The organism is Cyanobium sp. Cruz-8D1 (genome assembly GCF_024345975.1).
Lineage (GTDB): Bacteria > Cyanobacteriota > Cyanobacteriia > PCC-6307 > Cyanobiaceae > Cyanobium.
Map to the genome: position 1 here is coordinate 17,553 of NZ_JAGQCD010000017.1, position 21,789 is coordinate 39,341.

The following is a 21,789-nucleotide window of genomic DNA, read 5'->3' on the forward strand; positions in this document are numbered from 1 at the left end:
GCGAGCCAATCACTGGCAGGGGTGCCTTGGTGTCAGTCATGGGTCACGGGCTCACCATCACCCGGTTGCCAGTGCCGCTGTTGCTCACTGCTGCGAACTGACTGCGCTGGGGTGACCAGCAGATCGATCGCCAGCTGATAGAGGCTGGGGTGCTGCGCACGGTCCAGGTGATGCCATCGGCGCTGGTCATGATCCGGCTGCTGCCGCTGCTGGCTACGGCCACAAGCACCTCCCGCTGCGGCGACCAGCAGAGGCTGGTCCAGGTGTTATCAGCGGCTGAGGTCCGGCTCGTCCAGTTACTGCCATCGGGGGAGGTCATCACCCGGTTGCCTGTGCCGCTGCTGCTCAACGCCACCAGCAGACCGAGCTCCGCTGCCCAGCAGAGTGCCATCCAGTTGTTGGTGCTGGCCGCACTCCGCAGGGACCAGCTGCGGCCGTCGGCTGAGGTCATCACCCGCTGGTTGCCGCCGGTGCTGCTCACCGCCACGAATATCCCCAGTTGAGGCGCCCAGCAGATGGAGCGCCACTCCTGATCTGCGGCAGCCGGGCCGGCTATCCAGGTGAGGCCATCGCTGCTGGTCATCACCCGGTTGCCCGTGCCGCTGCTGGCCACGGCCACGAGCAAGCCCAGCTCTGGTGCCCAGCAGATCGATGTCCAGTTGTTGATGGCAGGCGTCTGGCGCAGGGTCCAGCTGCGGCCATCCGGTGAGGTCATCACCCGCTGGCCCGTGCCGCTGTCGCTGACGGCGACAAACAGCCCCAGCTCGGCGGCCCAGCAGAGCGCCACCCAGTTCAGATCGGCTGCTGATAGTTGGGGGCTCCAGCGAATGCCATCGCTTGAGGTCATCACCCGGTTGCCCGTGCCGCTGCTCGCCACGCAGGCGTAGAGCTGCAGCTCCGGCGACCAGCAGATCGCCTGCCAGCTGTTCTCTGCCACTGAGCGCACGGTTGACCAGAGCACGCCACTGATAGCCAGCACTGGCGACGGGTTCAGCAACTCCGCCAGTGCTGCCGCCGGCAGCTGATAGGTACCGGCCTGGGGCCCGGTGGAGCGGGTGATCGCCAGCAGGTCGCCTGGTTGGAGGGTCATCAGCTGGGGCGCTCAGGGCAGAGCTGGAAGGGTGCTCAGGTCCAGCGGCATGTAGTCGCCGGCCGGCTGGGCGGTGGCCATGGCTTCCTTGAGGGCTGCTGCATCGACAGCGGCGCCCTCGGTGCCGGCGGTTAGGTCTTCGACAGCCGCTAGGCGCAGCACGCCTGCAGCGATGGTGGATGCGGGCTCAACGCTCAGCAGCGGTTGGGCCGGGTCACTTTCATCAACGCTCAGTGGTGCGGCCACCTGGATGCGGATCACGCCGGCACCGTCGGGGCCCAGGGCGGCATTTGCACTCCAGGCTTCCCCGTCAAACAGCAGCAGATCCCCCTGGGCGATGTCCTGACCCGCGATGCCGCTCCAGCTCGCCAGGGCAGGACCGCCAGCACTAGCCAAGTACACATCCCCCACTGCAGCGCCAGCCGGAGCCTCAGTGGTGGTGGGGTCAATCGCACCTCGGTAGGTGAGGGCACCGGAGATGGCGGCATGGAGGGTGCCATCGGCATCAACGCTGAGGTTTGTGCCCGGCTTGATTGCACCGATCGCCGCCGCCGTGGCCGGCGTGAGCATGAACGCCTTGACCTCCTCGGCAGTGGCCCGGTAGGGCGTGCTGCCGCGCTGCACCAGCAGCAGGTCGCTGGGCTGGGGCAGGGAGCGGCCGCTGGTGCGGGTATCGGTGGTGGTGGCCATGGCGATCAGTGCAGAAGGGGAGAGAGGTGGAGGGGAGAAATCAGTGCGGCAAGGGGCTGAGCAGGCGCAGGTCCAGCGCGATCACCACCACCCCATCGCCAGCAGTGGCACTGATGAGCGGCGCCAGAGCTTGCACCGAACTGACGCCCCCGGCTGGTGGCGGTTCAGGGGTTCCGCCGTCCTGCAGCTGGGCCTGGCCCAGGAAGATCACTCCCTGGGGCCGGCTGCTGCTGCGGCACTGGGCCGTCAGCTCGGCCAGCACAGCCGGATCGGGAGTGGCCATCGGCGCCAGGGCAGTGCTGCAGAGCTGTTGCCAGCCCCCAGCCAGGAATGCGCTGGCCGGGGCAGCCCTGGCCGCTGTGATCAGAGCAGGGCATCCCCCAGCTCCAGGGCAGCGAGATCTGCCGCATCGTTAGTGCCCTCGTTGCTGCCGCTGGCCTGGGCTTCCAGCGCCATCGCCTGCTCCACCAGCTCGGCCTTGGTCTGGCTGCCATCGAGCTCCACGCCGTAGACGGTGGAGCAGAACTCCACGATCTGGGCCTTGGTCATGGCCTGGAAGTCGGTGGGCTCAGAAGCCAACAGGGCCTCGCCACCATCGGTGGTGGTCTCCAGCGGGTCGTCGGTAGGAGTGGGCTCATCGAGTGCTGGGAGGGGTTCCGTCGCTGCTGGTTGCTCCGGCTCGAGGTCGAGCCCATCCACCAGCTCCGGTTCCGGCGCGATGTCCGCGGTGTCCACTGGGACCGGCTCATCGCCGCCACTGGCGGGGTTGAGCAGCTGCCAGCCCAGGGCCTGCCAGCCGGCCAGGTGCACCGGCCAGATCGAGCGAGTCGCACCGTCCTTGCCGATCAGCAGCTGGCTGGGAGGCAGCAGCGCTACATCGCCCACACCCGGATCGGGTGTGACGTTGAGCCGCTGCTCCGGGCCCGAGAGGCGAACTGGCGTGGAGGCGGGGTTGCTGCTGTCGAGAGGCTGCAGCAGTTCCAGCGGCAGGGCCTCAGCTCCGGCCGCCATGTTGAGGGTGTCGAGTGGGTTGCTCATGCCGCTCACCTCACAGCCCCTGGTTGGCGGTGAGCGCCACGGTCATCCCGGCAGGCGTGCCAGGCGAAACCATCGCCCGCGCCAGCCGCAGGCAGGGCGGGGTGATCAGCTCGCTGTCGGCTGGGTTGATCAGCAGCGCGGCGCCGCTGATGATCGCCTCCACCTTGCCGCCAGCGGAGGGGAAGGCGACGGCCGCGGCGGTGATCCAGCTGCCGGCGGTGCCGTCAGCCAACAGCGGCGCCAGCTCCAGGGTCACCGTCACCGCCCCGCTATGGCCGGGGTGGGAAGCCACCAGCACAAAGGAGCTGGTGGCATCGAGATCGGTGCCGAGGTTGACGACATCACCGCTGCTGCGGGTGTGCTCGTAGCAGTCGGTGGCGGAGTGGTTGATCCAGCCGACGAGCACCGTCTGGGCGTCGAGCAGCCGAGTGGCTTGAGAGGTCATGGAAGGGTCTCCAGAACAAAGAACAGGGGGAAAAGATCTGTTGTGCCGCCAGGGTCTTGCGGAGCTGATCAAACGCTGCTCAGAGCAGCACCAGCGGCATGGGCGCCACGTTGAACAGGCGTGCGGCGGCCTTGCGGTTGCACACCGCAAAACCCACGTACCAATCCACCCGCGTGCGGAACACCGGCGCGTCGTGCACCTCCCCGAAGTCCCGCACCGAGATCCCGTAGCGCCCCTCGAATGGGCCCTGCAGACCGCAGACGGCGGCATCCCCGAGCACGCAGCAGTAGATCGAGGTGGTGCCCACTGGTTCGTCGTAGCCGAGCACGGCTTTGCCCTCGGCGTCCTCCTCCACCAGCAGGATCTCGATCCCCTCGAAGTAGTGGCGGCCGTCGATCACTTCATAGAGGTCACCGCCGGCCTGACGGGAGGCGGTGCTGATCTGGCGGCGGGCGGCCTTGCTGGCGATCAGCACCTTGTCGCCGCCGTAGCCGATCACGCTGTCGGTGAGCGCCTCCAGCGCCAGCAGGTTGAGGGTGCTGCCGCCGTTGTCGATCGTCTGGTCCTCTCCAGGTGCCAGGCGCTTGCTCAACCCGTTGAACGCCCGCGGATCGAAGGTGTCATCGCCATTGATGATCGCCGCCTCCAGCGTCAGGCGCATGGAGCGCACCTTCATCTCGGTCTGGGCAGCACGGGCCTCAGGGCCCTGCAGATCCACGATCGAGCGGTCCACATCCAGGTCGCCGCCGAACAGGTGCACGAACTCCGAATCGGAGTTGATCACCCCGTAGCTCTGGCGATAGCCCTCGTTGACGGCGCGGAAGCCGACGCGGGGGAGTTTGGTCTCGGCCGGGAAGCTCAGGGAGCCGCCCACGAGGTTGCGGAAGGGCAGGCGGCGCAGCAGCTCCCCCTCCGCAAAGGTCTTGAGCACCGCCAGCTGTTCGGCGCGGCGGGCGTATTTCTGCGCCTCGATCAAGGTCAGGCCCAAGGGCACACTCCCGGGGCCTCGCCCCAGTGACAACAGCAGCTGTTGCCAGGTGACCCACGCCCCAAACCACCGAGGAGACAGAACCGTAGTGGCCCAGCTCCTGGTGGATCGGCTACGCGCAGCCCTCCTCATGGTCCGGGCGGCCTCAAGGGCTGACGCGAGTCAGCCGGACTGGTGCGTTGGCTGCGCTGCGCTCCGCATTGCAGAGGGGGCTGCCCCTTGACCCCGCCCGGCCTGCTTCGGGGTCTCCGCTACGCCTGCCATGGCTTCCGCATCCCGGATCCGCGCCTTCCAGCTCCTGAGCTCCCGCACCCTGGAGCTGCTGTGGGAAGAGGCCTCGGCCCACCGCCCGGCTCCTCTGGAGCGGCTGGAGCAGCTCTGCGCTGATCTGCTCTTTGAGCGCCAGGTGGCCACGCCAGCTTCGGTGCCGCTCTGGTGCCCCGAGAGCGAGCTGCCTTTCTGAGGCGGGCGGCCCCGGCTGCGGCTGGGGCGCTCTCTTTGTGCCTGCAGCCGGCGGCCCCAAGCCAGCACTGGCAACAGGGCTCAGCAGCACCATGCCCATGGCCAGCCCCATGACCCCCGAGCGGTTCCAGGACCGCTTTGAAGCCTTTCGCGGTGAACCCCAGCAGGTTTCCGGCGTCTGGACCCTCCATGCCGCGATCGCTGCCCTGCCCGGCAGCGAGGCCGTGCTCAATGAGCAGGCTCCCTGGGCGCTCACCTTCAGCGAGAAGCCGGTCGCGCCCCCGGTCCCAGCAGCTCCTGCCGGTGGTCTGGATCCCCGCGGTTCAGAGGAGGCCGGGATGGCCGGCCCGCAGCTGGCAGCACCCGTCCAACCCGGCGACTCCTACCTGCTGGTGAATGACCGGGACGAGGACATGGAGGCCTACGACCACAACGGCCAGTTCCTCTGGAAGATCCCCTGCCTGGCCCGCGGCCAAGGCGCCGACACCGACTGGAGCCACAACAGCACTGACACCCCGCCGGGGCTCTACAGGCTTGGCCAGCTCTACGCCGACTACGAGCAGAACCCCAACCCGCCCTGCAGCGACACCGCCATGGCCTACGGCTGGTATTCCTTCGACATGGAGGAGATGGAGGGCCAGGAGGTGGCCGTGGGTCGGGCCGGGATCATGCTCCACGGCGGTGGATCGGCCTGCGGCTGGCCCGGCGCCTGGGCAGCGCAGCAGCCGCTGCACCCCACCCTCGGTTGCGTTCGCCTGCACAACGCCGATCTGCGCGACAAGGTGCTGCCCCTCCACCGGCAGGGCACCGTCTATGTGGGGGTCTTCCAGGAAAAAAAGTGACGGCGGCTCTGGTGCTGCCGCCAGCTGGGGCCTGATCGCGAGGGAAGAGCAGCGATGGACTCAGGCCCACTGCCCCGGCCGCCCAAGCCGCCGTTCGACCGCGAGCGGTTCGTCTTCAAGATCCTGGCGGTGGTGATCGGTACCCAGCTGCTGATCTATTCCCTCGCCGCTGGGGTCTGCGGCCAGCGGGCGCTGGAGGGGCGATCGATCGGGCAGATCTGCCCCGGCACCCTGGAGCAGCTGCAGGGCGGGTTTGATTCCACCCTCAAATTGCTGCTGGCACTGCTGGGCGGAGCAGCGCTCACGCGCATGGACCGGTAACGCCTGGGAGCGGAAGGAGGGCTTGCTCCGGGCCTCTCCAGTCTGAGGCCCTCCTGCGGTCGGGCCTCCGCTGGGATCGGTCCCATCGCTGCGCCACACCTGGCGCCGATCACCATGGCCACGCTCTCATCTGCCGCCTCACCGTTCTGCCGGCCTGAGGAAGATCCATTCCTGCTGCTGGAGTCCTGCGGCAAAGCCATCGAATCAATCCTGCGGGGCCATGCCGGCCGGCCACTGCGCCGCACCTGGATTGATCGGCCCTATGGAGAAGAGGAGATCTCCCGGTTGGAGGAAGAGGTGCTGCCGGCGATCCAGCAGTGCCTGGCGCGGGTCGATGAGATCGATAGCGCCCTGGAAGCAGAAGCCCAGCTGAGCTACCGCCAGGAGGTGGAGGCAGAAGCCGCATTGCGGCGGGGTGGGCTGCAGTGCAGTCGGTGCATGCCGGTCGTCTGATGCTGCGGGGGCCCTGGGCCCCCATTCGGCCTACGCCGTTCCGCCTCTCGCGCCTGCTCGGGCTCCGCGACTCCGGCCAGGGGATGTGAGGACCGCAGGAAGGGGCCGCCACCAGAGATTGCCCTGCCACCAGCAAGACCGGGGCCAATGAACCAGGTCACAGACGAACGTTGGCCGGGGTGATGCAGAGCCGGCTAGCAGGGTGCCGCTGCGCGGCGGGCCGCATCAGATTTGACGGGAGCAGCTGAGACAGCCCTCGATCCCAGGAGAGCCAACACCTCTGCTCCCCTGTCGCGGTGAGAAATCAGCACGACACTTGCACCGTTGCCACTGGAGGCTGGCTGGCCGGGCGTTGCAGAACCCCTCCGCAGCATGCCCCTACGGCTCGCACCAGCAAGGGCTGACGCAAGGCTCGCTGCTCTCGCCCCTGGCTAGTGCTCATCTGCGGGGCGCTTGGTCGGTGTTCTCCGCACCACCCCAGCCATGGCCACTCCCCAAGGCCCCGTCTGTGAAGTCCGCCTGCTTGTGGTTCACCGCTATCAGCCCGGCGTTCAGAAGCTCGGCTCCACTCCCTGTGAGGTCGAGTTCTTTGGCCGCCGCGGTAAGCCCGTCAAGAAGATGCGGCTGATCCCTGCCGAGAAGGCATTTGCCTTTGCCCGCAAGCTGCAGGGCACCCCCGGCTGCACCGTCTCGGTCTGCTGAGCCAGGGGGGCTCTGGCCCGGCTGCCGCTTGATGGCCTGGCTTTACAGCCAATGGCGGTAGCTGCTCCGCTGCCGCCTGGCCCTGGCCTTGGAGCGAGCAGAGCCGAACTGGGGGCTTGTGCCGTCCCGTCGGCGCCTTACCCAGGTCCCTTTTCTGATCAAGCCGGCGTCCTGGCTATTGGCGCGGCGTGCAGCAACGATCGCCCCGTAACCACGCTTTTGTTTGGCACGGGCACGTGAGCGGGCCTGGCTGGCGCTGGCGGCCGGAACCACGGTGGATGTGGAGCGGTTGCGCCAGAACACCAGATACCAAGCCATTCCCTCAGCCCCTTTGGTGATCAGCGGCGAGGAGCCGGCGCCCGGGGCGTGGTGGCCTTGACCGCCTCTAGGTAGAGCTCGGCGGTGCTCAGGGTCTGCAGGTTTGGCGCGGCGCTGTGGTCATGGCCCGCCTCTGCAACCGTGCCCGCATACAAGCCGCTGCGTTGCTGGAAAAGAAAGCTGAACACCGGGTGACGGCGCAATTCCTCCATGTAATCGCCATCGCTCAGCGCTACGCCATCGGCGGTGAGGGGTTGACCCTTGCCATCGACAGGAAGCAGCCGCTCACGGCCGTCCACATCCCCTAGCTGGAAGTGACCACCGCACAGCGTCACGAAGGTGTCAAAGAACGTCCCTCGCTCATCGCCGCCGACCCGGCCTTCCGCTTCTGAAAACAGGCGTTCCAGCAAGCGTTCCTTGCGCAGGTTCTGCACCTGGGAGCGGGCTTCGTCCCGTTCTTTTTCAACGCTGCGCACTCGGCGGATGTTGGCCTCATTGAGCTGGCGTTCGCGGTCGCCAACCTGGCGCTCAAATTCCTCGCGCTTGCGCTCAGCGTCCTGCAGGCGGGCGTATTCATCGGGGTTGATCTCCGAGAAGCGCGACAGCTGGGCGCGAGCCTTGCGCAGCTCTTTCTCGAGCTGGTTGCTGCGGCGGCGCTCAGCACGCAGCGGCTCAGCATTGCTGGTGGTGGCAGCAGGGGCGTCGTCGGTGTCGCTGCTGCCAGTGGGATCCTGGGGTATGGCGGAATCGAGGCCGTCGTCAGCGCCGCACAGATCACCGCTGCCGCCCTCGTCCTCGTCGCTATCGAGAAGGTCCGGGTCAGTGGCAGGTGGAGCAGAGCCAGCGGGGCCCTGGTTGGGCTGCTGCTGCTGTTGGCCGTAGACCTGCCTTGGAGCAGTAGGGGCCAAGGGGGCTGGAGCGGTGCCGCTGCAAGTGCGGCTGAAGTCAGAGAAGAAGGAAGAGGACATCACCCATCACGGCTGTGGTGCTGCGGGCGCCCCGTCCGGGCTGCGCTCGCTCTCCCTGTTGCCAGGCCCTGAGAATGTGTATGCCTGGCCTAAGCTCTACACACCGGCTTGAGTGCTCGAGTCATGCGCACCAACATCGTCATCGACGACACCCTGATGAAGCAGGCGATGCAGGCCAGTGGAGCACGCAGTAAGCGGGAAGCCGTGGAGTTGGGGCTGCGCACCCTGGTCAAGCTGCAGCAGCAAGCAGAAATTCGCGCCTTCCGCGGGCGCCTGCAGTGGGAAGGTGATCTGGAGGCCCAACGCCTGGATGAGGAGCCTGCGGGCAAGCAGCCGTGATCGTTGTTGATTCCTCGGTCTGGATCGATTTTTTCAATGGGGTCAGTACCCCCGAGGTGGATCGGTTGGATGCGCTGCTCGGGGTGACGCCACTAGCGATCGGCGACCTCATCCTGGTGGAGGTGATGCAGGGATTCCGCAACGAGCGGGATGTGGCCACCGCCCGGCAGTTGTTCCGTTCCCTAGCTCTGCTGCCTCTGTTGGAGGGAAGCAACGCCTGGAAAGCGGCTGAGAACTACAGGCAGCTGCGCCGCAAAGGGATCACGGTGCGCAAGACGATCGACGGGATCATCGCCACCGCCTGCATAGAAGCCAACCTGCCGCTGCTTTTCAGCGACCGGGACTTCCAGCCCTACGTCGAGCACCTGGGCCTGGTGGAGGCATGAGCTACGGGTCGCAGCACCACCCCGTCTAAGCAGGCAGCTCCTCCAGCACAGGAGCAGAGCGCCTCGCCGGCAGGTAGATCCACTCCCCCGCTGGTAGCTGGGTGGAGGGCAGATAACCCGGCACCAGCAGTTGCATACCCAGAGGAATGGGTGTGGTGGAGCGGTAGACGGGCAGCAGCAGGGTGGTGCCAGGCGGCAGAGGTTCCTCGCTGGGCCAGCTGCTCAGCTCCAGGTTGAACTCGCGCAGCAGAGAAAGAGTGAGGTTCTGCTCGGCCGCCACGCTGCTTAACGTGTCGTCTTCTGCGGTGACGTAGGTCTCGCTTTGCTGCAGCACCGGGTTGAGGCTGCGCACCTTGGCTTCCGTGGTGCCATGGCGGCCAGCCAGTACCGCCAGAGAATCACCCTCGATTGAGGTGATCGTCTGGGTGCTTTCCAGCTGCGGGTTGCTCCGCCGCAAGGTTGCCACGGTGGTGCCGTAGCGCTCGGCGATCATGTTCAAGGTGTCGCCAGCTCTGAGCACCAGCACGCTGTGGGGCCTTAGCACCAGCTGGATCGCCTCTCCCAGTAGCGGCTGTTCCAATAAACCGATGCCACCGGGGCCGTAGTCCGCCCCGAAGTGCTGCCCAAGCTCAAGGCGCCCATGCCCGCAGTCGCGACCAGCTGCCGGCACCGCCCTTGGCCCCAAAACCTGCACGCTCGCCGAGCTGTGCCAGGCCAATCCAGACGCCGTGCTGGAGCTGGCCGCCGATGGTTCCCTGATCTGCATGACCCCCACCGGAAGTGATACAGGCGCCCGCAATGGCGAACTGTTCTTTCAGATCACGACCTGGGCCCGTGCCACCGGCGGCTGGAAGGCGTTCGACAGTTCCACCGGTTTCCGCCTCGCCGACAACTCCGTGCTCAGCCCCGATGCCTCTCTGGTGGGCCTCGACTGCTGGCAGGCCCTCAGCGCCGAGCAACGCCGCGGTTTCGCTCCCCTCTGCCCCGATCTGGTGGTGGAGCTCGCCAGCACCAGTGGTGCAAGCCCCAGCGACGAAGGCCCCGCGGCCTCACCGCCCTGCGCCAAAAAATGGACGCCTATCAGCGCAACGGCGCCCGGCTCGGTTGGCTCCTGATTCCTGCGGAGCGGGCGGTGGAGATCTGGGAACCGCTGGCTATCACCTGGTCCCTTCGCTGAGCAAATGGTCTGCTCCAGCGTATGCCGACCAGGTGCAGGTCCCCTGGGTCGCCTCTCGGCGACGGAAGTGGTTGCGATCGCAGCAGCGGTGATTCAGGCTCTTGATCTGGCCTGACTGGAACCCTGACAGGTTGACGGCTGAACGAGCGCAGACGGTGATAGCTCTAAAAAGAAAGGCCCCACTGCGGCGGGGCCAACAGGCAATCAGGGAACCCGAGGGCTGCCTTAGTTCAGGGGCGAGGACGACCCAGAGCGCAGCCTTGCCCGCAGCCGACGGCTGTAGGCGAAGGCTGCGCCGATACCGAGAAGTGGCAGCGGCCCAGGTACAGCTGGAGTGGTAGGGGACCCAATCGTGCCAGGTGAACCAATTTCACTGCTGCTGTTAACGGCGATGAACGCGCCGTTGACTCCAGCCGCGCTCAGTGTGGAGATCGTGGCGTTGTTTAACAAGGCGGCATTGTCGAAGGTGGCAAAGGGGCCTGCTGGTGATACACCAAAAACGACGTTAGCTTGGAGAACACCAGTAGCATTATAGATATTTACGGCATCACCAGATGTACTCAATCCCACGCCTGAACCAGTGTAGTTACCGATCTGTAAGCTGGCAGGGGGATTTGCGCCGAACCAGTTGGAGCGGAAAATGGTGTTGATGGTAGCACCTTCGATGAAGGTGACAGATTCACCTGCGCCGATGCTTGTGATACCGCTCAAAGCGACAGCAGATGCGAAACTGTTGGAGTTATCGTCGAATTTCCAGCCTATGATGTTTACGGCACTTGTGCCTATATTGGTTAGTTCGAACCAGTCAGCGGCCACTGGCGAGCTGCCACTGGCCCATGGCGCTACTTCGGTGATGAAAATACTAGACGCCGCGTGGGCATGGCCGGCGGTGATCGCCACCACCGTAAAGGCAGCGCCAAAGGCTGACTTGGCCAGCGATAACCAGCGGCTGCGCCGGTCGGGATTGAAAGTGCTTGCCATAGGACTGGAGGATGGGTTAAAAAGTCAGAGTGAGTAAATATAAAGAATTCTGAAAGCTTGTAAGTTGCTTTCCCAAATTCGGAGATGTATATGTCCCTGCGCAATTTTGATTGATGTTTGGGGGGGGGGTGTGGGGCTGGGCAGTTTCAAAAGCGTCCACCTCCGCTGCTGGTCGTCAGGTTCCTGTCACCCTGGGTCCAGGGCCGCTCCGGGTTGCCTCCGCAAGTTAGCACCTGCCCTTCAGCCGGAACCTCGGCAGCGCAGCGCCGGCACCTGGCCCAGGCCGATCCGGTCCCAGCCTGGAGGCCACCGGCGCGCAGCCAAATCAAGCGAGCGGCCTGGGTCGTCGCTCTCTTGGGCCTGGGCCTTGCCATCAGCTGCTCTCATCGCCGCTCGCCAGCAGCCGCTTGAACAGGCCGTGATCCAGCGTCGCCCTCACCTGCCCCCACCGCCTTTAGCGTGAAACTCTGCACTCGCTGGGCCCATGCTCGCTCCGCCCCGCCCCCTGGAGACCTCGTCCGGTGAGCAATGGGGCGCCGCCGGGCTGCCGGAATCGCTCAACCTGCCAGCTTCGCTCTGCGCAGGCCTGCGCCTCACTCCCGAGCAGTTCGCCGAACTGTGTGGGGCCAATACAGACTCCGTGCTGGAGCTGGCCGCCGATGGTTCCCTGATCTGCACGACCCCCACCGGAAGCGATACCGGCGCACGCAACGCCGATCTGGTCTTTCAGATTCAGGCGTGGGCCCGTGCCACCGGCAGCTGGAAGGCGTTCGACAGTTCCACCGGTTTTCGCCTTCCTGACGACTCGGTGCTCAGCCCCGACGCCTCGTTGGTGGCTCTCGATCGCTGGGAAGGGCTCAGCGCCGAGCAACGCCGCACCTTCGCCCCACTCTGTCCCGATCTGGTGGTGGAGCTGGCCAGCCCCAGCGACGAAGGCCCCCGCGGCCTCAGCGCCCTACGCCAGAAGATGGCCGCTTATCAGCGCAACGGCGCCCGCCTCGGCTGGCTGTTGATTCCGGCTGAGCGGGCCGTGGAGATCTGGGAGCCACTGGCGGAGTCCCCGGCCCAGCCGCGGCGGCTCGAAGCGGCCAGCCGCCTCGGTGGAGATCCCCACTTCCCAGGGCTGGCGGTGGATCTTGAAGAGATCTGGACGGGCTGAACCCCACCAAACCCCCTCACCCCTCCACAAAACTACCGTGCAGCCCGTAGGGGATCGCCAGCGGCAGCTCCACCACCGCCAGCTCCTCCATGGAGGCGGCATCGAGGATCACCAGATCGCTGGCGCAGCGGGCGCCGTTCCACACCATGCACAGCACCCAGCCGTCGTCTTCGGCGGGTTCGGGGCCCGCACCTGCGGTCCGCGGCACCATCACCGGTTCGCTCACAAAGCCCCGCGGCGCGGCGCTCCACACCTTGCGCTCGCCGCTGACCAGATCCAGCTTCTTGATCGCTTGGAGCGGATCGTTGCCGGTTTCACGCTCGGCCACCGCCATCCAGCCGTAACGGCAGCTGAGGCCTTCGCGGCGGGGGTTCACCATGGCGAACTCGCAGCAGCGCTCGCTCAGCCCCTCGGTGCCCACCGTGCCCTTGGCCAGATCGATCGTGCAGCGCTCCAGCAGACCCTCGGGGATCAGGTCAAAGTCGATGGTGCGGAAGTCGGTGTCGGGGCCGATCGAGGGGAAATCGGCATAGAAGATGCTCTCCACCACCAGCGCCGGACCCTCCACCTGGCCGCCGAAGCCATCGGGGCCGGCTTCGCTGATCTCCCAGGCGTTGAGGTGGTGGAACACGAAGCCCTCGGGCGCCGGCACGATCCTTGGTGGCTGGCCCGCATAGGCGCCGCCATCGCGGGGGATCAGCCAGAATTGGGCCTGGCCGCCGGGCTTGGAGGCCAGGCATTTGGCGGCGCCCTTCTGGCCCAGCAGGAAGGGCAGGGGGTTGAAGGCGATCGCGTTCTGCAAAAACACCGCCCAGTTGGGGGTGATCGCGAAGTCGTGCGGGAAGGCGAAGCCGCCTCACACCAGACATCCCGCAAACTGGGCCCGGCCGCCATTGGGCAGCCCGCCCTGGGGCGACAACTGGGCAAGATCTCCCAGCCACATCACCCCCTGGCAGGGGGCCTGCACCGTTCCCAGCAGCTCTGGATCCCAGGGCAGCGGCGCCTCATCACGAAAGCCGGGTGTGGCCCAATCGAGTTCGGCCGCCAGCCAGTCAAAGGTGTTGCTGGTGCTCACCGGCAGGATTGCTGAGCGGCAGAGGTAGCCGCGCAGCAGCACATCACCCGGGTCAGTGAGGGCGGTGTCGTTGTAGCCGCCCACGATGCCGGCTTGCTCGAGGAAGCAGTCGATCACGTGCCGGCGGATCGGAACCGGACTGCGACTCTCGGGCCGGTCCACCTCAAACAGGCAGAGGCGGGCATTGGCGTAGGGCTGCAACGCGAGCCATAGGGGCGCCGCCACCGGCTGAGCCACCCGGTTGTCGATTGCCGGTGAGGCTGCTGGCAAGCCCACCAGCTGGCCCCACTGCCCTGCGGCCCGCACGGGGTTAAGGCCCTGGTTCAGCGGCGAGAGGGGTTGCTCCATCGCTCAGCCCCGCACCAGTGATCCCTGGAAGGGATCGGTGTTGCACTGGCGCCAGTTCTGCAGCCGCGGCAGGAGCAGTGCCAGCTGGCCGATGTGCTGGCTGCGCTGTTTCCCAAGAACCACCGCCGGGGACGGGCCAGCAGGGTTCCACTCGCTTTCGGTTTCCTCCAGCAGCAGTTCGGTGGCGTACTCGACCACCGCCAACTTGCTCAGCGGCAGCGGGTTGGGAACGACGCCACCGGCCACGCCTTTGCGGCTGCTGCGGATTGGGCTGTTCACTTCCGCCGGGGTTAAAGCTGCCAGCTTCTGATTCAGGACCGCGATGGCATCGAGGTGGGCCTGGGCGGTGCACACGCCCTTGGGGTAATGGGTCTGGAGCATGGCCATCTCCCGGTTCAGGGCCGAGAGAGAGGGTGCGCTGACAGGAATCGAGAGGGCGATACGCAGGGCTTCTGCGTCGCCGGAGCGCCAGGTGCAGGTGGGTGGGGAGGACTGGGACATTCCCTCGTTTGCCAGCTCAGCCGGCGTCGAGCTCCCGTTGCAAGCTCACCCAGTCCTCCGGCAGCTCGCCGCGCTGCACCAGGCGCGAGAAAACGGCGTAGCAGTCGTTGCGATCGCCGTCCTTGCGGGGGAAGCCCAGCCAGAGGATCAGCAGTAGGCGCCGTCCCTCTGCTTCAAAGGGGCGAAAGAACAGGCGGTAGCGATCCGGCAGGCCCAGCCCTTTGAGCCGGCCATAGCGGCGCAACGGACCGCTGAGAGCAAAGCGGCTGGCGTAGGGATCGGAGGCGATCCGCTCCTTGATCCCCTCCATCACCGCCGCCAGCAACTTCACCTGGGGATGCAACGCGAACGCCTGGGGATCGAGCTCCTGCTTAAGCCGTCTCACCTCGGCTTTGAGCTCAACGTATTGCTGCGCAAACAGCTGGGGCTGGAAGGCGATCTCCCAGCCATGGCGCACCAGCGGCGCACTCATGCCCCGAGCGGCTCGTCTGCGGCCTCAACCGTCACGCCGGCCAGCAGCTCGTCGTCGTCTGCCGCCATGGCTTCCGTGTAGAGAACCGGGCCTGGATCGCTAGTGAGTGCCTGCCGGCTGAGGAAATCGAGGAAGAGCCCGAGCAGCAGGCTGTCCTCCTCAGCTTCTCCCTGCTGCGGCTCTTCTGGCTCCAGGCGCAATAGAAGGGTGTTTTCATCAAGCACCTCCGCCTGGCCGGCAGCACCGGCGAACTGGGGATGGTCCCGGTAGAAGGCTGCAGGCAGCCGCAGGCCAGAAGAATTGCCGATTCGGGCCGGGGTAACGCGGTAAGGGGTTACGGCCATAGCAAGCAGCACCGCAAGACTGGACTTACATCACGTTAGTCCGTATTGGCAGTTGTTCAGGCTGCTGGCGCGCCATCGAGCCCCAGCTGCTGGCGCAGCTCAGCCCCATCGATCACACCCCGCTCATGCAGCACCAGCCACTCCTGCACTGAGGGCTGGGGTTTACGCGGCGGTTGCGGCGGCACCAGTGGGCAGATCTCCACGTTGCAGGCCGGGGTGTCGGAGAGCTTTTCGCCGGTGAGACGGGTCCACTGGCGCAGCAGGGTGCTGAGCATCGAGCTCTTCTGGCCTGCCAACGACTGCAGCACCGCAAAGCTCTGGCCGGCGGTGAGCGAGACCTCCAGCTCGGTGCGGGCTGGGCCGTGGCCACCAGCTGGGATCAGGGCGTCGCGGCGCATGGCCTCCTCCAGCTGCTGCAGGTAGGCCCTGTGCTCTGCCAGCGAACGGGCTTCTATTTCGACCCACTGAAACTTGGCGCCCTCGGGCAGGTCCATGAAGGAGGAGGTGGAGAGCACCAGCCGCTGGGGGCGTTGGGCATCTGTGCCTCCAGTCGACGAACTCGAGCCCAGGGCCCCATCACTGCGGCGGAAGCCGTAGGCATCCACCAGCCCGGTGCGCACGCCCACTGGTAGAGCGGTGCGTGACAACAGATCCTCGTAATCGCTGCGGCAGCGGTAGTGATTGAGGTACTGGTGGGCCAGACCCAGGTGGGGCAGATCGCCCTCGCCAAAGGCGCTGCCATCCACTGAGTACCAAAGGGCCGGTAGGTCAAAGCGTTGCGGCAGCAGCGAAGGCTCACCCACCGGCACCACGTCGTAGCCATCAACGGCGCCGGGGTTGGGGTTGGCCTGCCAGCTGCGCAGCACCAGGCCGTCATCGGTGACCGACAGGCTGCGGTAGATCCATGCCTGTGGATCTGGCACCAGGCCGCCGTGAGCATCGATCACCACCGTGGGTACGGCCGCATTGCCAGTGGCGTAACGGGGCGGCAGGGCCTGGCGGCGCGGCTCCCGCCAGACGATCTCCACTGGGCCCGATGCCGGAGCACCGCTGGCGCCCTCGGCGGGGTGGCGCCAGTTGAGCAGGTCGCCCCTGGGTACTAGCTGCAGGCGGGGCAGGGAGAGGCGGTCACCCTTGGCCAGTGCTTCCAGCCGGTCACCTTCTGAGGGCCAGCGGTGCTGGGGCGGCAGCTGCAGGATCAAGCAGCCGCCATCGCGCAGGGTGAGCAGGTCGGCCAGGAACAGGAACACCCCCAGGTCGGTGCCCTGGCCATCAACATCGGTGGCCACCCGGGTGAGGGAGTCGGGCAGCTCCTGCCAGGCCAGGCGCGACAACATCCCGGCGTAGGTGCGCAGGGCATCGCGGTAGAAGCCGGTAGGGCGGGCTGCCTCCAGTCGCTTGAGGTAGCAGGTCTCGGGTTCTTCTATGCCACGGGTTAGATACAGCGGCCGGCGACTGGTGCCGTCAGGGAGTTCAAGAAGGGTCCAACAGTCGTAGACCAACTGCAGGCGGTCGCGCAGGCCGGAGAGGGTGGGGTGCTCCAGCCAGGGGGGCTGGGCTGGGGGCTGGGGCTGCGTCTCTGGTGGGGAGGAGGAGCCGCTGGGGGTGGTTGTCCTGCGGCGGCGGGTGGTGAGCACTGGCTGCTGCTTGTGGTCACAGCTCTTGCCAGTGGCAGCAATGGACGGCAGGAAGGGCTATGCAGGATCTGCATGGCTTTGGCCAGAGCATCAGGGCAAACAGGTTGACAAGACAGCGGGGCTTGGGTTCCTATGTGGGCTCGTTGAAAACCAGGCGCGCAGAGCTCCCTGCCCAGGATTCATTGCCTTGCGGCGGTTCTAGACTTCAGAATGATTTTTGGCTCTTGTGCTCACTGCCAGGTGCCCGGCTATCTCCTAGCGGGGCCCGCCCACCTAGCGTTAAATGCCCCCGAGCCCATCGGACTGACTGAGAAGGATGCCTGTGAGGAGTCCCAGGTCCCTCGTAGTTGGTTGAGTGCATGAGCAAGGTTCCGCCGCCCGTTCAGATCCCTCAGCCTCCGGCGCCGTCGTCCGGTCTGGCTGCTGACGCTGTGGCGTCGGGGCTTCCGGTACATCCCGTGGACCGCGTGAGGCTCTTCAGCCCTGACCAGTGGGAGCACTTCGTTCAGGAGTGGGTCGACTCGCTGCGCGACGAGTACGAACTTGTCGAGCGGTGCGGCGGGGCAGGTGACATGGGACGCGACGTCATCGCCACCGTGAATGGCGGCAACGGCGCATGGGACAACTACCAGTGCAAGCACTACCAGAAGGTGCTCGCGCCCGGCGACATTTGGGTCGAGCTAGGCAAGCTCGCGTACTACACACTGAAGGGCGAATACTCGTACCCTCGGAACTACTTCTTCGTCGCGCCGCAGGGTGTGGGCCCGAAGCTCTCGAACCTCTTGAAGAAGCCTCACGTGCTCCGTGACGGACTTCTCACGAACTGGGACAAAGCGTGTCGGACGGAGATCACCAAAACCGAGGTCGTCGACTGCGACGCTGCGATGAAGGAGCACATCGCAAACCTCGATTTCTCGATCTTCAAGACCAAGCCGCTCCTCCACATCATCGAGGCGCACGCCAAGACCCGCTGGTACGTGGCGCGCTTCGGAGGTGGGCTGCCGCCGCGCCCTGAGCCAACGCCGCCGCCAGGCGTGCCGACTGACAACGAAGCGGTCTTCGTCGGTGAGCTTCGCCGTGCGTATGCGGATCACCTTAAGCAGGACCTGAAGGATCTCGATGCGGGGCTCGCGTCCCGCGACGACCTCCGCGAGCACTTCCACGACGCGCGCGTTGAGTTCTACAGCGCCGAGGGGTTGAGGACCTTCTCGCGCGACACGCTGCCTCAGGGCGAGTTCGAGAAGCTGCAGGACGAGGTCCATTCCGGCATCAAGGACGAAGTGCGTGGTAGCCAAACCGACGGCTATCAATGTGTCCTCGCGGTGGTGAAGACGGCCCGCACGCTGCAGCTCACGAGCAACCCTCTCACCACGCGCATCCATACCCGTGACCGTGGAGGCATCTGCCACCAGATCGCCAACGACGGAAAGGTCCGGTGGGTCAAATGACATCCGAGACGCCCACACACGTCGTCTCGCCTTTTAACGGGCCCGTGGAGATCGGCCTGCGTTCTCTCTGCGTGCTGACCACGGCATTCCCCTCTGCGTACGCGCTGCAGCGGCTCGTGGTTTTCGACTACTTCCTCGTCCACTCCGACGACATCGAGGGTGGCCCCGAGGGGCTGCATCCGAGAACTCCCCATCGCGGCGGAGAGATCCTCGTTCGTCGCGGCGTGATTCAAGATGGGATCACGCTCTACGAGAGCCGTGGGCTCATCGAGCGCGTCTACAAGGGCGGCGGCATCTTCTTCGCCGCAACCGAAAAGTCCGCTGACTTCCTCGACACGCTCAGCACCGAGTACCTCGCGGGCCTGCGTGATCGCGCTGACTGGGTGGTCGACAGCTTCGGCGCCCTCGACAACACAGAGCTCGATTTGATGGTCCGCGAGCGCATCGGCACGTGGGGCGCCGAGTTCTCGATGGAGTCCGTTCTCTGGACCGAGGAGGCGTCATGAAGTTCGGCTTCGCCTTTCGGCGTCTCGCGCTCATCGGACCAGGGAAAGTGCCGGCCGAGGTCACGTTCATGCGCGGACTGAACGTCATCGGGGGCCCCTCCGATTCGGGCAAGAGCTTCATCGCTCAGTGCATTGACTACGCGCTCGGCGGTGGCGCCGCGCCGAAGGAGATCCCCGAAGCGGAGGGGTACAGCTCCGTCGTCATCGACATCGAGGCCAACAGCGACGGGCGCGTCTACTCGCTTGAGCGGAGCCTCCGGGGCGGTGAGGTGCTCTGCAAAACCGACGGGCGGCCCGACCGTGTGCTCGCAGCGAAGCACCAAGGGGGGAAGGAGTACACCGTCTCGCAGTTCCTCCTCGACCTGTCGGGACTGGGCTCAAAGAAGGTCCGCACCAATGAACAGGGCAAGACGAGGCCGCTCAGCTTTCGCGACATCGCCCGGCTAGTCATCATCGACGAGGAGACGGTCATCAAGGAGGACTCGCCGGTTCTCAGTGGGCAGTTCACGTCGAAGACCGTCGAGAGCGGCGTGTTTCGCCTCCTGCTCACGGGCACCGACGACTCCTCGATCATCGCGAAGGAAGATTCAAAGGTCGCGAAGGGGCGTCAGGCTGGCAAGGTCGAACTGCTCGAAGGCCTGCTGAAGGCGACGCGGGAACGTCTCGCTGAGCTTGGCGAGGCGGTGAGCTCTCTCGCCGAGGAGCACGACCGACTGACCCGAATCGAAGCTTTGATTCAAACGGCTCTCGCCGAGCGCAACGCCGCGCAGGCGAGCGTGGTGCCCCTGCAAACGAAGCGCAGCACGGCGTGGAAGGCGCTGAAGGCGGTCCAGTCGAAGCTCGCGGTTCTGTCGGAGCTGCAGACGCGGTTCGACTTGCTGGGGCAGCAGTACGAGTCCGACTTGCGACGGCTGGAGGCGATCGCCGAGGCCGGGGTTCGGCTCGACCAGCTCAAGGAGGAGCGGTGCCCGATTTGTGGCGCGCTCGCCGAACACCAGCATCACGAACATCCGAAGGCGATCCCGACACCGGCGGACGTCTCACAAGCGTGCAAAGCCGAGGCTGCCAAGACCTCGAAGCTGCTCCAGGACCTTCAGACCACGCGAGCCGCCAACGCCTCCGAAATCGAGCAGCTCCAAGGTACCCGCGACACTCGCCAAGCCGAACTCGATGCGATCTCGTCGGAGCTAAATGAACTGATGGAGCAGCTAGTCGACGTCGCCTCCAAGAAGGTCGACGAGCTGCGTGTGCGCGCGGAATATTGCCGCAAGGCGATCGAGCACCTCGAGCGAATTCAGGAACTCGAAGAGCTGCTCCAGGAGGCGAACAGGCCGAAGAAGAAGCAGAAGATGGCCGTCGCTGGCGCAGCTGTTAGCACCGCGCAGGCCGATCCGTTCAGTCGTGAGGTCGAAGCGCTTCTGAAGGCGTGGCACTTCCCCGACCTCGATCGCGTCTCGTTCAGCGAGAACGACCAGGACGTGGTGATCTCGGGCCGAGCGCGGAAGAGCCATGGCAAGGGGGTACGGGCCATCACTCGGGCGGCGTTCAACCTCGCGCTCCTTCGGCTTTGCATCGAAGGCGAGCGTCCCTTCCCTAACTTCGTCCTGATCGACTCGCCGCTGCTCGTCTACGAAGAGCCAGACGCTGGGGAGTCGACGTTTCCGCAGGACATCAAGAAGCACTTCTGGGAGAGCGTGAAGGCATCCTTCACCGACGCGCAAGTCATCATCATCGAAAACAGGAACCAAGTTCCGGATGACGGGCCACTCAGCAACGTGAACGTCATACGATTTACGGGGAATGATCAAGGGCGGCGCGGATTCATCCCGGAGGCACGAGGTGACAAATGAACTAGCGGACCGTGCAGAAATAAACGATGTGGCTTATCCCGGCGTTGAAAATATCGCGGTAGCATCTAACAAAAGCACTAGGGAAGCTCTGGGCAACAGGGAGTTAAGTGCCTCTTGAGACCGGCAAAGCTGCCTTTGGCCTTGATTTGCCTCTGAGGCCGGAAATTGTTGGCTCTATCGGCACATTTCGGGATCATCTGGCTGGTATTTGAGACTGAATCGAGATGTTTAGGAACACCATTCCCTTGCTCACACTGCTGCGAGTAACTGTCGCCGGGCCAGGAACAGATTCGTCAGAGCTGCAATCACATTGATTTTGCAGCTGTTCTTGGCCAGGCCGCGCAGCCCGGTTTTTTGGAATCCGAACTGCTGTTTGATCACCCGGAATGGGTGCTCGACCTTGGCACGGACATGTGCCTTTGCAGCCTCGATCAAATCCTGCAGCCTTCCATCTGGAGTGTCGGGCAGCGCTCGGCGCTTGCCTGGCCGCATTGCAACCCTGAACTCTGCTGCGGTGCCTGCCATCTCAGGCCTTTTGGCGATGCCCTGGTAACCAGCGTCGCCGTACACCACCTCCTCATCACCATGCAGCAACTCAGCAGCTGTGGTGAGGTCGTGGACGTTGGCAGCCGTGGTGACGACTGAATGGATCAGGCCGGAGTCCTTGTCGACGCCGATATGGACTTTCATCCCGTAGTACCACTGGTTGCCCTTCTTGGTTTGGTGCATCTCCGGATCGCGCTTCCCGTCTTTGTTTTTGGTGGAGCTGGGCGCCGCTATCAAGGTGGCATCCACGATCGTGCCCTGGCGCATCGTCATTCCCCGTGAGCTGAGGTGGGTTTTGACGGTTTCAAAAATCTGCTCGCCCAGATCGTGCTTCTCCAGCAGGTGACGAAAGGCCAGGATCGTCGTCTCATCGGGGATCCGGTCGCTGATCAGCTCGATGCCGGCAAAGCGGCGCATGGTGGGCACCTCGATCAGTGCCTCTTCCATAGCCGGATCGCTCAGCGAATACCACTGCTGCAATAGGTGGATCCGCAGCATGGTGGCCAGTGGATACGGGGGTCTGCCGCCCTTCTTGCTGGTCTTGGGGTAGTGGGGCTCAATTAGATCGAGAAGGACCTGCCAAGGCACCACCACCTCCATCTCAGCGAGGAACTTCTCCCGTTTGGTCTGCTTCTTGGCGGTGGTGAGCTCGTAATCAGAGAAGCCGAGCTGCTTGCCACCCATTACCTCAGTCCTGGTCTGC

General features: G+C 65.3%; 27 protein-coding genes and 1 pseudogene. 12 read left to right on the forward strand and 16 right to left on the reverse strand.

The window, feature by feature from the left end:
* Positions 1-43: 43 nt before the first annotated feature.
* From KBZ33_RS11490 to KBZ33_RS11515, 6 genes are all read right to left on the reverse strand, one after another.
* The gene (locus KBZ33_RS11490) at positions 44-1,090 is read right to left on the reverse strand and encodes a hypothetical protein (RefSeq protein ID WP_254953288.1); all 1,047 of its coding nucleotides are present in this window, start codon (positions 1,088-1,090) and stop codon (positions 44-46) included.
* Positions 1,091-1,102: 12 nt separating this feature from the next.
* The gene (locus KBZ33_RS11495; protein WP_254953286.1) at positions 1,103-1,780 is read right to left on the reverse strand and encodes a hypothetical protein; all 678 of its coding nucleotides are present in this window, start codon (positions 1,778-1,780) and stop codon (positions 1,103-1,105) included.
* A gap of 40 nt (positions 1,781-1,820) precedes the next feature.
* On the reverse strand, positions 1,821-2,063 hold the full coding sequence (locus KBZ33_RS11500; RefSeq protein ID WP_254953283.1) for a hypothetical protein: 243 nt from the start codon (positions 2,061-2,063) through the stop codon (positions 1,821-1,823).
* 80 nt (positions 2,064-2,143) lie between these two features.
* Positions 2,144-2,818, reverse strand: coding sequence for a hypothetical protein (locus KBZ33_RS11505; RefSeq protein ID WP_254953281.1), 675 nt, complete (start codon positions 2,816-2,818; stop codon positions 2,144-2,146).
* Between the two features lie 10 nt (positions 2,819-2,828).
* Positions 2,829-3,263, reverse strand: coding sequence for a hypothetical protein (locus KBZ33_RS11510; RefSeq protein WP_254953278.1), 435 nt, complete (start codon positions 3,261-3,263; stop codon positions 2,829-2,831).
* A gap of 79 nt (positions 3,264-3,342) precedes the next feature.
* Positions 3,343-4,251, reverse strand: coding sequence for a major capsid protein (locus KBZ33_RS11515; RefSeq protein WP_261362404.1), 909 nt, complete (start codon positions 4,249-4,251; stop codon positions 3,343-3,345).
* A gap of 262 nt (positions 4,252-4,513) precedes the next feature.
* Here KBZ33_RS11515 and KBZ33_RS11520 point away from each other — a divergent pair, with 262 nt between their 5' ends.
* The 5 genes from KBZ33_RS11520 (at position 4,514) to KBZ33_RS11540 (ending at position 7,031) form a co-directional block, all read left to right on the forward strand.
* On the forward strand, positions 4,514-4,714 hold the full coding sequence (locus KBZ33_RS11520) for a hypothetical protein (protein WP_254953275.1): 201 nt from the start codon (positions 4,514-4,516) through the stop codon (positions 4,712-4,714).
* A gap of 97 nt (positions 4,715-4,811) precedes the next feature.
* Entirely contained in the window at positions 4,812-5,555 is a 744-nt protein-coding gene (locus KBZ33_RS11525; RefSeq protein ID WP_254953273.1) for a L,D-transpeptidase, read from the forward strand.
* A gap of 54 nt (positions 5,556-5,609) precedes the next feature.
* Complete coding sequence (locus KBZ33_RS11530) at positions 5,610-5,876, forward strand: hypothetical protein (protein WP_254953270.1); 267 nt, start codon at positions 5,610-5,612, stop codon at positions 5,874-5,876.
* Positions 5,877-5,990: 114 nt separating this feature from the next.
* On the forward strand, positions 5,991-6,329 hold the full coding sequence (locus KBZ33_RS11535; RefSeq protein WP_254953268.1) for a hypothetical protein: 339 nt from the start codon (positions 5,991-5,993) through the stop codon (positions 6,327-6,329).
* Positions 6,330-6,812: 483 nt separating this feature from the next.
* Positions 6,813-7,031, forward strand: coding sequence for a hypothetical protein (locus KBZ33_RS11540; RefSeq protein ID WP_254943082.1), 219 nt, complete (start codon positions 6,813-6,815; stop codon positions 7,029-7,031).
* 338 nt (positions 7,032-7,369) lie between these two features.
* Here the strand turns inward: KBZ33_RS11540 and KBZ33_RS11545 are convergent, their stop codons facing one another.
* Positions 7,370-8,317, reverse strand: coding sequence for a hypothetical protein (locus tag KBZ33_RS11545; RefSeq protein ID WP_255011777.1), 948 nt, complete (start codon positions 8,315-8,317; stop codon positions 7,370-7,372).
* Positions 8,318-8,440: 123 nt separating this feature from the next.
* Between KBZ33_RS11545 and KBZ33_RS11550 the strand changes: the two genes are divergently transcribed.
* Both KBZ33_RS11550 and KBZ33_RS11555 read left to right on the forward strand, forming a co-directional pair.
* Positions 8,441-8,656, forward strand: a complete 216-nt coding sequence (locus KBZ33_RS11550; RefSeq protein ID WP_254953264.1) for a type II toxin-antitoxin system VapB family antitoxin — start codon at positions 8,441-8,443, stop codon at positions 8,654-8,656.
* The gene (locus KBZ33_RS11555) at positions 8,653-9,042 is read left to right on the forward strand and encodes a PIN domain nuclease (RefSeq protein ID WP_254953262.1); all 390 of its coding nucleotides are present in this window, start codon (positions 8,653-8,655) and stop codon (positions 9,040-9,042) included. The genes KBZ33_RS11550 and KBZ33_RS11555 overlap by 4 nt, the downstream gene beginning before the upstream one ends.
* Before the next feature lie 25 nt (positions 9,043-9,067).
* On the opposite strand, the gene KBZ33_RS11560 is transcribed toward KBZ33_RS11555, so the two are convergent.
* Positions 9,068-9,712: a LysM peptidoglycan-binding domain-containing protein gene (locus tag KBZ33_RS11560; RefSeq protein WP_254953260.1), complete on the reverse strand. Its 645-nt coding sequence runs from the start codon at positions 9,710-9,712 to the stop codon at positions 9,068-9,070.
* 58 nt (positions 9,713-9,770) lie between these two features.
* Here KBZ33_RS11560 and KBZ33_RS11565 point away from each other — a divergent pair, with 58 nt between their 5' ends.
* Complete coding sequence (locus KBZ33_RS11565) at positions 9,771-10,157, forward strand: Uma2 family endonuclease (protein ID WP_315859191.1); 387 nt, start codon at positions 9,771-9,773, stop codon at positions 10,155-10,157.
* Positions 10,158-10,444: 287 nt separating this feature from the next.
* Here the strand turns inward: KBZ33_RS11565 and KBZ33_RS11570 are convergent, their stop codons facing one another.
* Positions 10,445-11,200, reverse strand: a complete 756-nt coding sequence (locus KBZ33_RS11570; protein ID WP_254953257.1) for a lamin tail domain-containing protein — start codon at positions 11,198-11,200, stop codon at positions 10,445-10,447.
* Between the two features lie 484 nt (positions 11,201-11,684).
* Between KBZ33_RS11570 and KBZ33_RS11575 the strand changes: the two genes are divergently transcribed.
* Positions 11,685-12,359, forward strand: a complete 675-nt coding sequence (locus KBZ33_RS11575; protein WP_254953255.1) for a Uma2 family endonuclease — start codon at positions 11,685-11,687, stop codon at positions 12,357-12,359.
* A 16-nt stretch (positions 12,360-12,375) separates the two neighbouring features.
* Here KBZ33_RS11575 and KBZ33_RS11580 read toward each other — a convergent pair.
* The 6 genes and pseudogenes from KBZ33_RS11580 to KBZ33_RS11605 all read right to left on the reverse strand — a co-directional run.
* A pseudogene (locus tag KBZ33_RS11580) lies at positions 12,376-13,212 on the reverse strand (carotenoid oxygenase family protein); the annotation flags it as partial.
* A 3-nt stretch (positions 13,213-13,215) separates the two neighbouring features.
* Positions 13,216-13,782, reverse strand: coding sequence for a hypothetical protein (locus tag KBZ33_RS11585; protein WP_254953253.1), 567 nt, complete (start codon positions 13,780-13,782; stop codon positions 13,216-13,218).
* A 3-nt stretch (positions 13,783-13,785) separates the two neighbouring features.
* A complete protein-coding gene (locus tag KBZ33_RS11590; RefSeq protein ID WP_254953251.1) occupies positions 13,786-14,283 on the reverse strand; it encodes a hypothetical protein in 498 nt (165 codons plus the stop codon).
* A gap of 16 nt (positions 14,284-14,299) precedes the next feature.
* Positions 14,300-14,755, reverse strand: a complete 456-nt coding sequence (locus KBZ33_RS11595; RefSeq protein ID WP_254953249.1) for a type II toxin-antitoxin system YhaV family toxin — start codon at positions 14,753-14,755, stop codon at positions 14,300-14,302.
* On the reverse strand, positions 14,752-15,099 hold the full coding sequence (locus KBZ33_RS11600; RefSeq protein WP_254953247.1) for a hypothetical protein: 348 nt from the start codon (positions 15,097-15,099) through the stop codon (positions 14,752-14,754). The genes KBZ33_RS11595 and KBZ33_RS11600 overlap by 4 nt, the downstream gene beginning before the upstream one ends.
* Before the next feature lie 56 nt (positions 15,100-15,155).
* Entirely contained in the window at positions 15,156-16,736 is a 1,581-nt protein-coding gene (locus KBZ33_RS11605; RefSeq protein ID WP_254953245.1) for a DUF4055 domain-containing protein, read from the reverse strand.
* Between the two features lie 359 nt (positions 16,737-17,095).
* Between KBZ33_RS11605 and KBZ33_RS11610 the strand changes: the two genes are divergently transcribed.
* From KBZ33_RS11610 to KBZ33_RS11620, 3 genes are read left to right on the forward strand one after another with little or no spacing between them, the layout of a single operon-like run.
* Positions 17,096-18,184 (forward strand): ABC-three component system protein, encoded by a 1,089-nt coding sequence (locus KBZ33_RS11610; RefSeq protein ID WP_254953243.1) that lies wholly within the window; start codon positions 17,096-17,098, stop codon positions 18,182-18,184.
* Complete coding sequence (locus tag KBZ33_RS11615; protein WP_315859192.1) at positions 18,181-18,690, forward strand: ABC-three component system middle component 2; 510 nt, start codon at positions 18,181-18,183, stop codon at positions 18,688-18,690. The genes KBZ33_RS11610 and KBZ33_RS11615 overlap by 4 nt, the downstream gene beginning before the upstream one ends.
* Positions 18,687-20,540: a hypothetical protein gene (locus KBZ33_RS11620; protein ID WP_254953239.1), complete on the forward strand. Its 1,854-nt coding sequence runs from the start codon at positions 18,687-18,689 to the stop codon at positions 20,538-20,540. The genes KBZ33_RS11615 and KBZ33_RS11620 overlap by 4 nt, the downstream gene beginning before the upstream one ends.
* Positions 20,541-20,789: 249 nt before the next feature.
* Here KBZ33_RS11620 and KBZ33_RS11625 read toward each other — a convergent pair whose 3' ends face one another.
* Entirely contained in the window at positions 20,790-21,770 is a 981-nt protein-coding gene (locus KBZ33_RS11625; RefSeq protein ID WP_254953237.1) for an IS5 family transposase, read from the reverse strand.
* Between the last annotated feature and the right edge of the window lie 19 nt (positions 21,771-21,789).